This window comes from Shewanella sp. MF05913 (genome assembly GCF_059758095.1).
This window is the reverse complement of record NZ_JCAYNT010000001.1, coordinates 43939-60376: the sequence shown is the minus strand read 5'-3', so window position 1 is coordinate 60376 and position 16438 is coordinate 43939. Positions and strand designations below refer to the sequence as shown.

General features: G+C 39.8%; 10 protein-coding genes. 7 read left to right on the top strand and 3 right to left on the bottom strand.

Translation table 11 applies throughout. The features are described 5' to 3' along the window. Window positions 1–85 precede the first annotated feature (85 nt). From AC19MV_RS00265 to AC19MV_RS00255, 3 genes are all read left to right on the top strand, one after another. A complete protein-coding gene (locus AC19MV_RS00265) occupies window positions 86–2875 on the top strand; it encodes an insulinase family protein (RefSeq protein ID WP_498299438.1) in 2790 nt (929 codons plus the stop codon). A gap of 664 nt (window positions 2876–3539) precedes the next feature. Further along, entirely contained in the window at window positions 3540–7697 is a 4158-nt protein-coding gene (locus tag AC19MV_RS00260) for an EAL domain-containing protein (protein WP_498305155.1), read from the top strand. Window positions 7698–7802: 105 nt separating this feature from the next. Further along, complete coding sequence (locus AC19MV_RS00255; protein ID WP_498305153.1) at window positions 7803–8318, top strand: hypothetical protein; 516 nt, start codon at window positions 7803–7805, stop codon at window positions 8316–8318. A 234-nt stretch (window positions 8319–8552) separates the two neighbouring features. Here the strand turns inward: AC19MV_RS00255 and AC19MV_RS00250 are convergent, their stop codons facing one another. The 3 genes from AC19MV_RS00250 to fadI form a co-directional block, all read right to left on the bottom strand. Then, window positions 8553–8786 carry a hypothetical protein gene (locus tag AC19MV_RS00250; protein WP_498305151.1) on the bottom strand — a complete coding sequence of 78 codons (234 nt, stop codon included), beginning with the start codon at window positions 8784–8786 and terminating at the stop codon, window positions 8553–8555. A gap of 490 nt (window positions 8787–9276) precedes the next feature. Further along, complete coding sequence (fadJ, locus tag AC19MV_RS00245) at window positions 9277–11403, bottom strand: fatty acid oxidation complex subunit alpha FadJ (protein WP_498305149.1); 2127 nt, start codon at window positions 11401–11403, stop codon at window positions 9277–9279. A 5-nt stretch (window positions 11404–11408) separates the two neighbouring features. Beyond that, a complete protein-coding gene (gene fadI / locus AC19MV_RS00240) occupies window positions 11409–12719 on the bottom strand; it encodes an acetyl-CoA C-acyltransferase FadI (RefSeq protein WP_432401804.1) in 1311 nt (436 codons plus the stop codon). A 249-nt stretch (window positions 12720–12968) separates the two neighbouring features. Between fadI and AC19MV_RS00235 the strand changes: the two genes are divergently transcribed. From AC19MV_RS00235 to AC19MV_RS00220, 4 genes are read left to right on the top strand one after another with little or no spacing between them, the layout of a single operon-like run. Further along, the gene (locus AC19MV_RS00235) at window positions 12969–13925 is read left to right on the top strand and encodes an AAA family ATPase (RefSeq protein WP_432401802.1); all 957 of its coding nucleotides are present in this window, start codon (window positions 12969–12971) and stop codon (window positions 13923–13925) included. 41 nt (window positions 13926–13966) lie between these two features. Continuing rightward, window positions 13967–14902, top strand: a complete 936-nt coding sequence (locus AC19MV_RS00230; protein WP_498305147.1) for a DUF58 domain-containing protein — start codon at window positions 13967–13969, stop codon at window positions 14900–14902. Further along, the gene (locus tag AC19MV_RS00225) at window positions 14903–15445 is read left to right on the top strand and encodes a DUF4381 domain-containing protein (protein ID WP_498305145.1); all 543 of its coding nucleotides are present in this window, start codon (window positions 14903–14905) and stop codon (window positions 15443–15445) included. Then, the gene (locus AC19MV_RS00220; RefSeq protein ID WP_432401796.1) at window positions 15445–16437 is read left to right on the top strand and encodes a vWA domain-containing protein; all 993 of its coding nucleotides are present in this window, start codon (window positions 15445–15447) and stop codon (window positions 16435–16437) included. Before AC19MV_RS00225 ends, AC19MV_RS00220 begins: the two co-directional genes overlap by 1 nt. Window position 16438: the final 1 nt, after the last annotated feature.

Here is a 16438-nt window from a genome sequence, read left to right as displayed (position 1 = left end):
AAAAGCATAAAACTTGCCCCGGCTATTTGCTAAAAACCCATAAGAAGATCAATATATAACAAGTTATGTTTTCTGGAGCCTCCTTTTGCCTGATTATCCAGCAGTTTATAAAAGCCAAAACGATCATCGTCAATATCAATACCGAGTATTAAGCAATCAATTACGAGTGCTTTTGGTTGAAGATATGCAATCAAACCAAGCCGCCGCTTCAATGGCGGTCAGCGTTGGTCATTTTGACGATCCTGTTGAACGCCCTGGCATGGCACATTTTCTTGAACACATGTTGTTTCTAGGTACTGAAAAATACCCAGATTCGGGTGAGTACCATGCTTACATTAATCAACATGGCGGCAATAACAATGCATGGACAGGCACAGAACAAACAAACTTTTTTTACAGCATTAATGCCGACGCTTTAGAGGGCTCATTAGACCGTTTCAGTCAATTTTTTATCGCGCCTAAATTTGATTTAGAATTAGTTGACCGCGAAAGACATGCGATTGAATCTGAATTTAGCCTAAAGCTTAAAGATGATATTCGCCGGGTTTATCAAGTTCAAAAAGAAACCGTTAATCCAAAGCATCCATTTTCGAAGTTTTCTGTGGGTAACTTAGCCACTTTAGCCGGTAAACAGGCAGATATTCGCCAAGAGCTATTAGCATTTTACCAGCAGCATTACAGCGCTAATATTATGACGCTTTGCGTTGTCGCCCCACGGCCAATTGCTGAATTAGAGGTTATTGTTAACCAATATTTTTCAGGTATTAAAAACAGAAATGTAAGTAAACACTATCCGTTAGAAGCCTTATTAAATAAAGACCAACAACAAAAACACATTCAAATTGTGCCGCTTAAAGATCAAAAACGGGTCAGCATCTGTTTTACCCTTCCTGAAATAGATCAATTTTACAAACGTAAACCTCTGACTTTCATCAGCCACCTTCTGGGCAATGAAAGTCCTGGTAGTTTGTTGTCGTATTTAAAATTACAGGGACTGGCGAATAATTTATCTGCCGGTGGTGGCGTTAATGGTTACAACTTCAAAGATTACTCAATCAGTATTCAACTCACAGACAAAGGCTATGCTGAATTAGAAGAAGTCGTCACCTGCGTATTTGAATATATTGAACTCATTAAACAACATGGCTTAACCGCATGGCGATACCAAGAACGTGCGAGCTTATTAGACACCGCATTTCGATTTCAAGAACAAATTAAAACACTTGATTTAGCCAGCCATCTGAGCATTAACATGCATCATTACGACATCGAAGACATTATTTACGGTGACTATCGCATGGATGAAATGCTGGAGCATGAAACCAAACAGTTATTATCGATGATGTCTGCCGATAACATGCGTTTAATGACCGTGGCAAAAGAATCACAAGTCGAAAAACAAGCCGCATGGTACGACACACCTTACAAAGTCAATCCAATAGCTGCAGAACAACTTGAAAAATGGGCCTCTGTGACTACAAGGTCAGCCCTTAAGTTACCTGAAAAAAATCCATTTATTGTCGCTAATCCGCAAGCGAGAACCGATAAAAGTAATACCTTCGCCCCTAAGATTGTCGCCGAGGGTGAAGGCTACCGGATATGGCACAAAAAGGATGATGAATTTAATGTGCCGAAAGGCCACCTGTATCTATCACTGGACTCAGATCAAGCCAGCTCAACACCAAGACAGGCGGCATTAACACGTCTTTATGTTGAAATGCTCATCGACTATTTAACTGAGCCGACTTATCAAGCTGAAGTAGCAGGACTTAATTACAATATTTATCCGCATCAAGGCGGTATCACCCTGCACCTCACAGGGTTTACAGGTAATCAGGAAAAACTGTTAACCTTGATTATTAATAAAGCGCGCGAACGTAACTTTACCGAACAGCGCTTTAACATGATCAAAAAGCAAATTCTGCGCAGCTGGAATAACGTTGCCCAGGCTAAGCCGATATCACAACTCTTTACTAGTCTTACCGTCACATTACAACAAAGAAGCTTTGAACCCGGTAGAATGGCGCAAGAGTTAGCCGATTTCACATTAGAAGACTTGCATAACCATGTCAGTGCATTCTACAAAAAGGTCTATCTTGAAGGGCTGGTCTATGGTGATTGGTTAGAACAAGAGACACTGGATCTAGGTAAACGATTACAGCATTTATTGTCGTTAGTCACTAAACCCAGTGCAGAGTCTGCTAGAGAGTTAGTCAATTTAGACAAAAGAGGCTCGTTACTACGAGAGAAAAGCATTGCTCATCAAGACAGTGCAATCATCGTTTATTATCAATCACGAGCAGCAACACCAGAGCGAATGGCGCTATTTAGTTTGCTAAATCACACCATGTCCTCCACATTCTTCCACGAGTTACGCACTAAGCAACAACTCGGCTATATGGTGGGCACGGGTTACTTACCACTAAATCGACACCCTGGGATTATCTTTTATGTGCAATCCCCGACTACTGGGCCTAGGCAGCTCCTAGAAGCCATTGATGAGTTTATCGCTGACTTTAACTATGCTGTGATGCAAATCACCAATGAGCAGTGGGAAAGTACCAAGCAAGGCATGATTAGCCAAATAATGGAAAATGACACTAACTTAAAAACCCGCAGCCAACGTTACTGGGTAAGTTTAGGAAACCGAGATTATCAGTTTAACCAACGAGAAACCGTGGTTGCTGAAGTCATGAAACTCACCAGAGCAGATTTAATTAAATTTATGGTGACTCATATGCGCAGCAAAAACTGTGATCGCCTTGTATTATTCAGCTGTGGTGAACAACATCACAGTCAGGCTAGCCTTCGTTCTGATAACATGATTGTCGATTTAAAAGCCTTCAAGGAACAAGCCGATAAGTTTCAATTTTAATCAATCGGTTTTTACGTAAGCGTTCAAGATGAGTTTGTTGATCATAGAGACTTAACATTGGGCGAAACATTATCATTTAAGTATGCTTATTGTATTTAAAGAATATAATAAGCAGCCCATTTAGCCATTGAAATGGATTCACTCAATGTTAATGCGCAAATTGATTAATATTAACTCAACTCTACAATCTGACACGATGGACTATCTAAACAGATTGATTTTTAAGCAAACAGGAATACCGCCCTGTGATTAGCGCTGTGTATTACCCTAACATTGAAAAGCTCTCCAATGTAAAGAGTGTAAACACAACTTACTGAACTGCATGCTATATAAAACTTTAGTGCTACTTAAGTTATTGATAAAAAAGTAACTCTACACCATCTTCTTTAGAATAATTGCTCAATAATCTACCAATCTCGTTTTTTTTGTTAACATGCTTTTGACAAAGACGCAGGTTTCTGAAAAAGTAGACAATTATTCTATTTTATTGCGGCATCGACTGAGAACAAAAATAACAATTATGCCTAAAATTTTACTCTTTACATTGATTTCTATCTTAACTCTTTTTAGTTCATCGCAAACTAAAGCATTCACTGAGTCTGAATTCGACATTTCTCTCAACTACAATTCGTACACAGTTAAAGAGGGGCTATCCCAAGGAACCGTGACGAGTATTGCTGAAGATAATGAAGGATTTGTTTGGGTTGGAACCTTAAACGGTCTTAATCGATTTGATGGTAATAAATTTAAACAATATTTTGCACATGAAAACAATTCAGGCCTACCTAGTTCATTTATTCGAAATATATTAACAACAAATGATGGCGATATCTTAATCGGTACTGACAAAGGCCTTGTCCAGTACAACCCTGAACTAGATAACTTTATAACCCCTAGCTTTAGTCATAGTATAAATAATGAGCCAATTTGGTCATTAGACGAACTGAATGAAAACATTACCATTGGGTTACATAACAGATTTGTAATAGTTAACAATAAATTAAAAAAAATCACATTAGATTACTATGACAAAAGTATAAAAGAAATTAAAAAGGTAATACCTAGTAAAAATAGTGTATACATTAGAAATTACGATGGAACAATATTAAAGATTAAAGATGAAAAACACGAAGTAATTAGCGAACACTCAAATGAACTAATACGAATAGGGAATGACATCTTTTTAATCAACAATTCAGGGATATACAAAATAGATAAAGAAAGTGAGAAATTAATTAAAGTCAGCAATCTTATAATTAATAGTATCTCACAAAAAAAAGATAAAAGTGAACTATTAACCATACTTATTGGGAATAAGCTCTATAAAACAAAAGATCTTATTACACTTAATGCTCTCGGCGACATTAATAATACATCACTAAACTCTAAAAAAATATATATACAATCAGAAAACGACAATATATATATCTCAGATCTTGATAGAGGTTTTTTATCGATAAAAGAAAATAACAACTATGTAAAAAAAATAAACATTCCAGAAGAAAACATATGGTCAATATCTAAAAACTCTTCAAGAATTTTTATTGCGTCAGATGAAAGTTTTATTTCAACATACTCTTTGACTCTGAAAGAAAGAAAAAAAATAGATATAAAACTAACTGAAGGTTACAAGTTAATCGCATCATCAGAAGAATGGTTATATGTAGGTAATGACAATGAACTGGTATCAATAGATCTAGGTAGCAACAAGAAAGAAAATTTAATAAAAGGTCATATAACTCATTTAAAAAATCTAGGAGAAAATAAATTTATTGCAGGTACATTTGATGGTAAAATTTTATTTATAAAAAAAAATAAAATAACAAAAATCATAGATACTAAAACAAATTACCCCGTCCACGACACCTTAATAATTGATGGTAAACTATGGATAGCATCTCAAAGTGGAATATTAATTTATGACAATGGGATTACTACAAACGTATTTAATACTGATTTTGCGATCAATTTACTGAATTTAAATGAAAATATTATTTTTGGTGGAAGAACATCGATATACAAAATAAATACTAAAACTTTTTTTGTAAAAAAAATATCTGAAAACAAAAAACTGACATACTCACTAATAAATAAAAACAACATTTTAACCTCGAGTTCTAGTGGCGAGATAACAATAACATCTCAAGACAAAATCTTATCATTAAAAAAAAGCAATGGTGCTGCAGATGATTATAATGTTCAATCGAGCATTATAATAGGTAGCAATATAATCTTAGGTTCAACCACTGGGTTAAGCCTCTTAAACCCAGAAGAGTTAATAAACTCAACTTCAAATAACAAAATAATAAAGAAAATAAATTTAAACAATTTATACTTATTTAATAACATAATACAGAATGATGGCGGCATCCTAAAAAAACCGCTGAACAACACTAAAGAAATAACATTAAAATACTCAGATTATCCATTCACAATTGAATTTAATATCAATGGTCTTAGTAATGAAAACGTTGAGTTTTATTACTTTCTCGAAGATCTAGAAACAAACTGGCTTTCATCAAAAGGAAATAACTCTGCGACCTATACAAATTTGTCCAAAGGAAATTATACGTTTAAAGTATATGGTGTAGACTTATTTAACAATGAAAAAACTGAAATAAAAACTTTAAAAATAAAAATTACGCCTCCTTGGTGGTCTTCAAATTTAGCAATTTTTATTTATACGATAGTTTTATTTCTTTTTATATTTCTAATTTTTAGAACCATTAATAAACGCCGGCAAATACAAAAACAAATCGCTCAGAGTGAAGAAAGGTTAAAGTTATCACTTTGGGGCAGTGGCGATGAAATGTGGGATTGGGATATTGAAAGTGGCAAAATTTATCGCTCTAATATATGGGGCTCATTAGACTTCCCTCAAGACGGTCGCCGTTCAGGAAACCCTGACGAAGAAAGTAATATTCACCCACTCGATAGAGAGCGTGTCACTAAAGCCCTAAATGATCATTTTAATGCGTTAACAGATCATTTCGAAATAGCATATCGGGTGAAAGCACGTAACCAGCAATGGGTATGGATTTTAGACCGCGCTAAAATTGTAGAGCGCGACCAAAAAGATCAGCCGTTACGTATGACAGGCACGATTAAAGATATCAATAATATTAAGCAAGCCGAAGAACAACTGCGACTATTTGCTCGCGCCATTGAAAACATTTCAGAAGGAATGTTCATCCTCAACGAAAAATACCAGTTTGTTGAAGTCAATGATGCTTGTTGTGAACTAACCGCATCGACTCAAGAGAAGTACCTCAACGAAACACTGAGTTTTAATCGTTACCCTGACAGTTATTCAGAACAAATTCGCACAATCCTAAAACAACAGGGTCGTTGGAGTGGCGAAATTGAATCTTGCAAAGGTACAGATGATTTTTTCTTGATGGAGATCACCATTGACGCCATCTACAACGAGCAAGGCGAAACCAGTCATTACGTGGGAGTGTTCTCAGACATTACCCGCCGTAAGCAACAAGAAGAAGAGCTTAGGAAACTAACTAACAATGACTTGCTAACCGGATTACCTAACCGCTCGAGCTTACAAGTTACTTTAAGTAACCTGGTTAAGAAAGACATTCACCATACTCTGATGGTGTTGGATTTAGATAATTTTAAGCGCATAAATGATTCGTTAGGGCATCAAATCGGTGATGATTTATTGATTGGCGTTGCAGAGCGGATCAAACTAGCCATACCCAAGCACGCAAGTCTTTATCGATTGGGCGGAGATGAATTTGCCCTGCTTGTTGATCAGCATCCAGATATCGGTTCATGTGCCGCTATCGCCACTCAAGTGATTAATTGTTTAAAACCCGCATTTAATCTGAACAACGAATCACTGGTATTGGGGATCAGTATTGGGATAGTGCTCTATCCTGAAGATGAACAAAATGAGCAAGCCTTACTGCGTAAAGCCGATATCGCGATGTATCATGCTAAATCCGCAGGTGGGAGTCGTTATCAATTCTACTCAGAATCATTAAACCAAAATGCCTTGCGCCAATTAGAAATTGAAAATCTGATTAGAGAAGCATTAAAAGACGACTTATTTGAGGTTTACTATCAACCTAAAATTGACGTTAAAAAAGATCGCCTCACAGGCATGGAAGCGCTGGTTCGCTTAAATCACCCAACGCTAGGTTTGATTGGCCCCAATGAATTTATTCCATTAGCTGAAGAAAATGGTCTTATTGTAGAAATTGGTGATGTGGTATTACGCAAAGCCTGTTTTGCTGCGCAAAAATGGTTGGAGTCTGGATTATTTACGGGCCGTGTTGCTGTTAATTTATCGTCAAAACAGTTTGCTCTCACAGACTTGCAACAACGTATAGAGTCAATTTTACGACTGACAAAACTGCCAGCAAAGCATTTAGAGTTAGAAATAACAGAAGGCACTGTAATTAAAAACCCTGAACAAGCCATTAAGGTGATGCAGCAGCTGGCTAAGATGGGCATTAGCTTGGCACTGGATGATTTTGGTACCGGTTACTCATCATTATCGTATTTAAAACGCTTCCCAATTAATTGTTTAAAAATTGATAAGACTTTTGTTGATGATATCGACAAGTCTGATCGCGACCTTAAAATGGTCGATTCAATTATTACCATTGCGCACAATATGGGTTTAACGGTTGTTGGTGAAGGGGTAGAACAAACTGCACAACTTAACATACTAAAAGCATTAAATTGCGAAGAAATTCAAGGATATATATACAGCAAACCAATAAAGGAAGCTGACTTTGAATTAATGCTCACAGCAGAGAAACTCAAATTTGATACGTTTGAACAGACAATAATGAAAAAATAAATCATTCTCTTTAAGATTTGGCATGGTAAATGCTAATTAAAACTCAGTTGTCAAAATAATATTGTTATTTAACCCTGAGCTTGAATTATAAAAGAGAGAATAAAAATGATTAAAGGAATAATTACATTAGCGGTTTTATCTGCATTGTCTGTTGGAAGTTTCGAAATGATCGATAATGTAAAAACGGCTGGTTTCCCTAACGTTAAAGTTCTAGACACCCAAACCGCTGGTTTCCCTAACGTTAAAGTTTTAGAAACCCAAACTGCTGGTTTTCCTAACGTTAAAGTTTTAGAAACCCAAACTGCTGGTTTCCCTAACGTTAAAGTTTTAGAAACCCAAACTGCTGGTTTCCCTAACGTTAAAGTTTTAGAAACCCAAACCGCTGGTTTCCCTAACGTTAAAGTTCTAGAAACCCAAACCGCTGGTTTCCCTAACGTTAAAGTTCTAGAAACACAAACTGCTGGTTTTCCTAACGTGAAAGTCCTAGACACCCAAACCGCTGGTTTCCCTAACGTTAAAGTTCTAGAAACCCAAACAGCTGGTTTCCCTAACGTTAAAGTTCTAGAAACCCAAACCGCTGGTTTTCCTAACGTGAAAGTCTTAAACACCCAAACAGCTTAAGGAGAATATGATGTTTACTTCTCTTAAAATCGCACTTGGTTTAGCCAAACCGGCACGTAAAAAGGTGAAACTACCTGAAGGGTTGAATCATTTAGAAGTTATCCAAGCCAAAGCTTGGTGGAAGTAATTCACACGATGTCCAATCGTGATACCCAATAAAAAAGGAGCTTATGCTCCTTTTTTGTTAATCTACATTATGACTATCAGCAATCATTAATCCGTAATCCGTAATCATTAGCATTCGATTCGATACTTTCCGTAACGCAATAACTTTACATCAGCAAGACGCTTATGAGCGCTAAATAAGGGATAAGTCAGCGGACCGAGTAACAATGCTAAGCATGCCCATCGTTTCACCGCTAATCCTTGCTTATAAGCTGCTAATGCAAATGCAATACAACTGCTTGCACTCGATAATACAAGAATCACCAACAAACTCACCGGCATACTACTAACCTCTGCTATCAAAAATATCGTCCTTAGGACGTACACCAAAGAAGTTATCAAACCTCAGGAAGTTGAACTCACTCATTATACACTCAAGGCACTCTAGACAATCAAAACAAATCAGCCTTTTTAAACTAAAACGTTAAACCAAAAGATTAGACTAAAGAATGAGTATCACACTCTAACTAATGACGTTATTCGATTAAAAATCAGGCAAAGGTATGCCATACGATAACAAATAAGCGGCAAATTGTTGCCGGATTGTTACTTGCCAAAATAAAGGTAGGTCAAAAGTTTGACGCACCGCTAATCGGCAAAAATAGACTCCGTATGTATTTTGATCACATCTTTTATGGCAACTGAATCAGAAATGATGATTTTTATTATCAGGCCTTTCCGCAAACAAGCACACCCTTAATTCTTACCGAGCGATGGTATCTTTATACTGCTAATAATTGGGTAATAAAAAACCGCTCATGATGAGCGGTTTTAGGTTAACGTCTTTCAGTAATTAGCTATTGTAAAACTGGTTGCCGTCACTCGCCATCTTGACTAGTGTGTCACACGGCGCAAAACGATCACCGTAAAGTGACTGGTATCCATGTAATGTGTCGACCAGGTTCTTAGCACCCAATGTGTCGATATAACGGAACGGTCCACCTAAGAATGGTGGGAATCCAATACCAAAGATTGCCCCAATATCACCATCTCTTGCAGAAGCGATGATGCCCTCTTCTAAACAACGAACCGCTTCGTTTAGCATTTGGATGGTACAACGTTCAGCGACATCTTTAGATTCTTTATCTGAAGCAATTAAGATATCGAGCACTTTGTAAACCGACTCATCAACCAGTTTTGCTTTTTTGGCTTTAGGGCCATATTGATAGAAGCCTTTACCATTTTTGCGACCCTTGCGATCGTCAGCCAATAACTTATCAAACGCGGCAGGTGCTTTAAATCGCTCACCGAGCTCTTTCTCTAAAATAGGTGAAATCTTAGCGCCAACGTCGATGCCTACTTCATCAAGTAATGTCATCGGGCCGACAGGGAAACCAAACTTCACTAGAGCACGATCTAAATGCTCAATGCGCTGACCTTCTAATAACAGTTGAGCGGCTTCGTTCATATACAAGGCTAAGATACGGTTAACATAAAAACCGGCACCGTCTTGAACAACAATCGGGGTTTTACCCTGTTTGCGTGCAAATGCCACTGTCGTAGCAATAGTTTCAGGCGACGTGGTTTTATGGGCAATGACTTCAACTAACGGCATTTTTTCTACCGGAGAGAAGTAATGCAAACCAATCACATTTTCAGGGCGACTTGCCGCTGCAGCAATTTGACCAATAGGTAATGATGAGGTGTTTGATGCAAAAATAGTATGTTCACCACATTCACGCTCTACATCTTTAACCATCTGATGCTTAAGCGCTAAGTCTTCAAATACCGCTTCAACAACAATATCAGCGTCTTTGATGCCGGTGTATTCTGTGGTTGTGGTCATCAACGACATAATATTGTCACGGGCAATTGGCGTCATATGACGACGTTTAACGCCTTTATCTAATAATTTATAAGCATACGATAATGCGTTGCTTAAACCCTGCTCTGAAATATCTTTAACACGAGCAGGAATTTTCGCTTTGGTCGTGGTAACAGAGGCAATACCGCCCCCCATTAAGCCACCGCCTATCACCATCACTTTTTTCACTTTACGCGGTACAGCACCTTCAGCGCCGGTTTCTTTCTTCATTTCCGTAGTGGCAAAAAACAAACTACGTAATGCAGCAGATTCTTTTGACATCACTAAATTAGCAAAATGAGTCGCTTCAACCTCAAGACCTTGCACCATGCCTTTGTTCATACCTTGGCGCACACAATCAATGATCTTAGCTGGTGCAGGGTAATTACCCTGGGTTTTCTTCATCACTTGTTTGCGAGCTTGATCGAACATGATGTCGCGCGTAAACGAACTAGACTCTAAAAACTGGTTAATTTTAGATTGCTTAACAGGCTTAGCAGCTTGCTTGCCTTTTTTAGCAAGCTCTACTGCGGTTTCAACTAAAATTGAATTTGGCACAACGTCATTCACTAAGCCCATTTTTAACGCTTGTTTAGGACGAATTTGTTTGCCAGTCAGCATCATATCTAATGCAGTCGCAATGCCGACTAATCGTGGTAAACGCTGTGTTCCACCGCCACCAGGCAATAAACCTAATTGCACTTCTGGCACACCTAGCATGGTTTTTTTATCGTCACTGCATACACGTAAATGACACGCTAACGCTAACTCTAAACCGCCACCTAAACACGCACCATTAATGGCAGCTACAACAGGAATAGACAACCCTTCAAGTTCAGAAAAAACCACATGACCTTGTTGAGACAAAGCTTTCGCGTCGGCTTCACTTTTACATGCTGCTAGCATGGTAATATCAGCGCCAGCAACGAACGAATCAGCCTTACCTGAAGTCACAACCAAACCTTTAATGCTACTGTCAGCTTTGATCTCAGCCAGTATTTCGGTGATTTCAGGCCCAAATTGTTCTTTTAAGGTGTTCATGGTTTCACCAGGAACATCCATAGTTAAAATGGCAATACCATCTTCACGACGCGCTAAATTAAATGTCTTTTCCATGCTCATTACTCCACCTCTAAAATCATTGCTGCACCTAAACCACCAGCGGCACAAGCTGTTGCCAAACCAGTACCACCGCCACGACGTTTAAGTTCACGACACACTTGAGTAATCAAGCGAGTGCCAGTGGCTGCAAATGGGTGACCATAGGCTAACGAACCACCTAGCACGTTAAACTTGCTCATATCGATTTCGCCAATCGCGCGATTGCGCCCTAGCTTTTCTTCAGCAAACTTTTTAGACCCAAACATCTGCATGTTAGCTAATGTTTGTGCAGCAAATGCTTCATGCATTTCAATTAAGGTTAAATCTTCTAATTCCATACCCGCACGCTTAAGCGCTAATGGCGTTGCATAAGACGGGCCCATTAACATGTCTTGCCATACATCGATAGCGGTAAAAGCATAACTCTTAATGTAGCCTATCGGTTGATAACCTAAAGCTTTAGCACGGCCTTCGCTCATTAAAATAATCGCCGATGCACCATCGGTTAAAGGCGTACTGTTTGCGGCTGTTACGGTGCCGTGCTTGCGGTCAAACGCAGGACGTAATTTGGCATAAGACTCAAGCACAGAATTTTCGCGGATATTATTGTCGCGGTCGATAAACTGTTTATAAGGTGGAATGTGTGCCGTCATCACTTCTTGTTGAAGCACGCCAGAATTCCATGTTTCAGTCGCTAAAGTGTGTGAACGATGAGCTAATGCATCTTGATCTGCGCGACTTATATTGTATGTCTTAGCCATTTGCTCAGCCGTTTGCCCCATAGACAAACCGGTTGAATATTCTGCTACCGCTGGCGGTACTGGCATTAAATCTTTTAAGCCGAGACGACGTGCTATCGCAAACTTTTGCTTAAATGTGCGTGCTTTATTAAGGTCGACCAATGCGTGAGCTAATTTTTTCGACACGCCGATGGGTAATACAGACGATGAATCTGACCCACCCGCTAAACCAATTTCAATATTTCCGGTCATAATTGACTCAGCCACGTTGACCGCCGACTGGAAACTCGTCGCACAAGCACGGGTAACTGAATATGCATCGGTGGTGACATTCATACCGGTACCCAATACGATTTCACGCGCAATATTTGGCGCTGCAGGCATTTGAACAACCTGGCCATAAACTAATTGTTCAATAAGTTGAGGGTCTATTTCAGAGCGAGACAGCAACTCATTCACCACCATTTTGCCCATATCCAGCGCAGAAACACCATGGAAAGCAGTGGCTTGTTTAGCAAATGGAGTTCGTAAACCGGCAACAATCGCAATGCGTTCGCCCCGGGAATTCGTTACCTGTTGTCTATCACTCATATGTCATCCTCTATTATTGTTAGCTCATCAAGGCAGAGCCGATAAGTATTCTATTTTGCCAGATTATCTGGTCAGACCATCAAAGTGTGATCTGATTCTAACTTTTTATTGAATAGTTTTAAACAGGCGTTTACAACTATCTGATTCATTAATAGTTAAAATATGTTAATCCTACTAGCCAAAAACCCATAGAATTCATAACATAGGCTTCAATAACCCCAATGCCAACTAAATAAATTGAGTACAGCTATGCCGTTAAGTCGTTTCCACTCACTGCGCGCCTATTTAGATACTGTTGTCTTAGGTCAGCCCGTATTAACCGAAAACCTATTAATTGCACTTATTGCCAATGGCCACTTATTAGTTGAAGGCCCTCCAGGTTTAGCAAAAACCCGTGCAGTTAAAGCGCTTTGTGACGGGGTTGAAGGTGAGTTTCATCGCATTCAATTTACGCCAGACTTATTGCCTGCCGATTTAACTGGCACCGATATTTATCGTCAACAAACCGGTACATTCGAATTTGAAGCGGGGCCGATTTTCCATAATCTTATTTTAGCTGACGAAATTAACCGTGCACCGGCAAAAGTACAATCAGCATTATTAGAAGCGATGGCAGAAGGCCAAGTGACAGTGGGCAAAACCAGTTACCCATTACCACCACTCTTTTTAGTCATGGCGACGCAAAACCCATTAGAAAACGAAGGCACGTACCCACTGCCTGAAGCGCAGCTTGACCGTTTTTTAATGCACTTAAACCTTGATTATCCTAGTGCCGAAACTGAGTGCCTTATTTTGCGTCAATCGCGTAAAGAAGCACAAACGCATCAACTGCCAACAATCGACCCAGTTGCTCAAGCCGATGTTTTTGCGGCGCGCGATCAAGCATTAGAGATTTATTTAGCCGATCCGCTAGAGCAGTACATCGTTGAAATTATTATGGCCACTCGTCAGCCAGCACGTTACAGCGCCGAGTTAGCCAAATGGTTAGAATATGGCGTCAGTCCGCGTGCAACTATTTCATTAGAGCGCTGTGCCCGCGCCCGCGCGTGGTTACACAACCGTGACTTTGTCTCACCTGAAGATATTCAAGCCGTTGCACCTAATGTATTACGCCACCGTCTGCTATTGAGCTATCAAGCACAAGCAGAGGGTGTGACAGCGGATCAGGTTATCAACCATATTCTTAGCCAAGTAGCCGTACCTTAAAGGCGCAATTGCATGTTGATATTAGTAAGTATACTCGCGCTATGATTCACGATACTCAGTCATTGCCGCTTTATAGCGATGGTGTAAACCTCACCGAGCAAGAACTCATTGCCTGCCAAAGTCTGTCGCGGGCGATCCCCGATCGTCAATCGCGGGCTAAAGCCGCCTTGTCAGGGCATCGTAGTAGCCTGATTAAAGGTCGCGGTATGGAGTTTGCTGAAGTACGTCATTACCAAAATGGCGATGACGTCCGCACTATTGACTGGCGCGTCACTGCGCGTACTGGTGTGGCACACACAAAATTGTTTGTTGAAGAGCGCGAACGCCCTATTCTGCTGCTAATAGATTTAAGCCACAGCGCTTATTTTGGCTCACAACTCCTACTGCAATCTGTGCAAATTGCTCACCTTGCCACTACGCTAGGCTGGAATGCGATTAACCATGGCGACCGCCTAGGCGCACTGATTGCCAGTGAATCTACTCATTTAGAACTTAAACCTCGCAGTCGTCGCCAGGGTATTTTGCAGTTAACCTCAGGGTTAATTGACGTTCATCAACAACAGTTAAGCCAAATTAATCAGCTTGTGTCAGACCCTGACCATATGTTTAAAGCGTGTCAGCGGTTACAACGTATTGCTAAGCCGGGGTCATTGATTTGGATTATTAGTGACGGCCAACATATTAATCAGCAGTGTTTAGCCCCGCTTACAGAGTTGTCTCGTCACTGTGATATTGGCGCATTTTTGGTCACCGATCCTCTCAGGCAAGGCACATTAGCTTTGCCCAAGCAGTTCACTTTACCCGTGCGAGATGGTCAACAACAGCTATCGTTAACTCGCCAAAGCTATGAAGCATGGTTGGCAAACCAGCAATCACAACAACAGCAATTTATTAACCTAATGAATTTAATTAAAGTACAACCTAAATTAATTGATGCAGCAAAACCGCTCAGTGCCCAATTGGATATTTTACGTTAAATGACAAACTCAAATTCGCCAATGCCGCCAATAACAACCGATGCCAATGCGTCGCCATTAGCACAGTTGCAAGACATCAAACTTCCTGAACAGATTAGCTCAATGCCAATCGCACCCGGTTATTGGATAATTGCCGTATTCATTATTGCCGTTGCGATTTGGCTTGGTTATCAATTTTATAAAAAATATCAATATCATGCGCCAAGAAGAATGGCACTCACCCTGTTGAATCAATACGATATTAACGACGATGGCTTTGCCGCGCAGGTCAACAGCTTACTTAAACGTACTGCCATGACTTATTTACCTCGCGAAAACCTAGCCAAACTCAATGGTCAACCGTGGTTTGATTGGTTAGATACCCGCCTGCCTGACAAACAACAGCAAATCATAGGCCCATTACTGGTTAAGCGTCACCAGGCCAGTGGTCTAACGTTGGACGAAAAACAGCAATTGGCGTCACTTGCAAAAACATGGCTTAGCAACAAACACACCTTTAGCGACGCTTCGTTAACGCTTAACAATAATGTGCAGGAGGCCTAATGTTAGCTTTATATTGGCCATGGTTACTGCTGTTACTGCCTTTACCACTTTTGATAAAACAAACCAAAACCACTGATGTCGGCGGACACTTACACATACCCGGTATTGCGACAACCACCACGGTGACTCATACCCATAAAAATAAACAAAGCCGAAAACGTTACTGGGTAATGTGGACCTTGTTATTACTTGCCATCGCCAGACCGCAATGGTTAGGCGATCCCATTGAGTTGCCTTCAAAAGGCCGTGATTTAATGATGGCCGTTGACCTTTCAGGTAGCATGCAAATTGAAGACATGGAAATTAATGGCCAAACCGTTAATCGCTTTACCTTAATTCAACACGTACTCAGTGATTTTATTGAGCGTCGTAAAGGCGACCGACTCGGGCTTATCTTGTTTGCCGATCATGCTTATTTGCAAGCACCCTTAACCCAAGACAGACGCTCAGTAGCGACTTTTTTAGACGATGCCCAAATTGGTTTAGTCGGTAAACAAACGGCAATTGGCGAAGCTATCGCATTGGCGGTAAAACGCTTCGATCAAGTCGACGAGAGTAACCGCGTATTAATTTTATTAACCGACGGCTCAAACAACGCTGGTAATATTGAACCTGAAGTGGCAGCGCAAATTGCAGCTAAGCGTAACATCACCATTTACACTATTGGTGTCGGTGCAGAAGTACTTGAACGCCGCACTATCTTTGGTAAAGAACGCATTAACCCCTCAATGGATTTAGATGAAACGCAATTGAAAAAATTAGCCGAAATGACCAATGGTTATTATTTCAGAGCCCGCAACAGTGAAGAGTTAAACAGCATTTATCAACAAATCGATAAACTAGAACCGGTCAGTCGCGACCAACTGAGCTATCGCCCTAAAAGTGAATTGTTCTATTGGCCTTTATTATTGTCATTGCTCATCAGTTTATTCATTGTGTTACAACAGCAATGGCCAACGGTTTTTACTCCTAAAACCAAGGAGACAAACTGAT

Excerpts from the sequence above, each read along its gene's own strand:
- fadJ (WP_498305149.1), bottom strand. The coding sequence starts at position 11,403 with ATGGAAAAGACATTTAATTTAGCGCGTCGTGAAGATGGTATTGCCATT.
- AC19MV_RS00235 (WP_432401802.1), top strand. The coding sequence starts at position 12,969 with ATGCCGTTAAGTCGTTTCCACTCACTGCGCGCCTATTTAGATACTGTT.
- AC19MV_RS00255 (WP_498305153.1), top strand. The coding sequence starts at position 7,803 with ATGATTAAAGGAATAATTACATTAGCGGTTTTATCTGCATTGTCTGTT.
- AC19MV_RS00225 (WP_498305145.1), top strand. The coding sequence starts at position 14,903 with ATGACAAACTCAAATTCGCCAATGCCGCCAATAACAACCGATGCCAAT.
- AC19MV_RS00230 (WP_498305147.1), top strand. The coding sequence starts at position 13,967 with ATGATTCACGATACTCAGTCATTGCCGCTTTATAGCGATGGTGTAAAC.
- AC19MV_RS00220 (WP_432401796.1), top strand. The coding sequence starts at position 15,445 with ATGTTAGCTTTATATTGGCCATGGTTACTGCTGTTACTGCCTTTACCA.
- fadI (WP_432401804.1), bottom strand. The coding sequence starts at position 12,719 with ATGAGTGATAGACAACAGGTAACGAATTCCCGGGGCGAACGCATTGCG.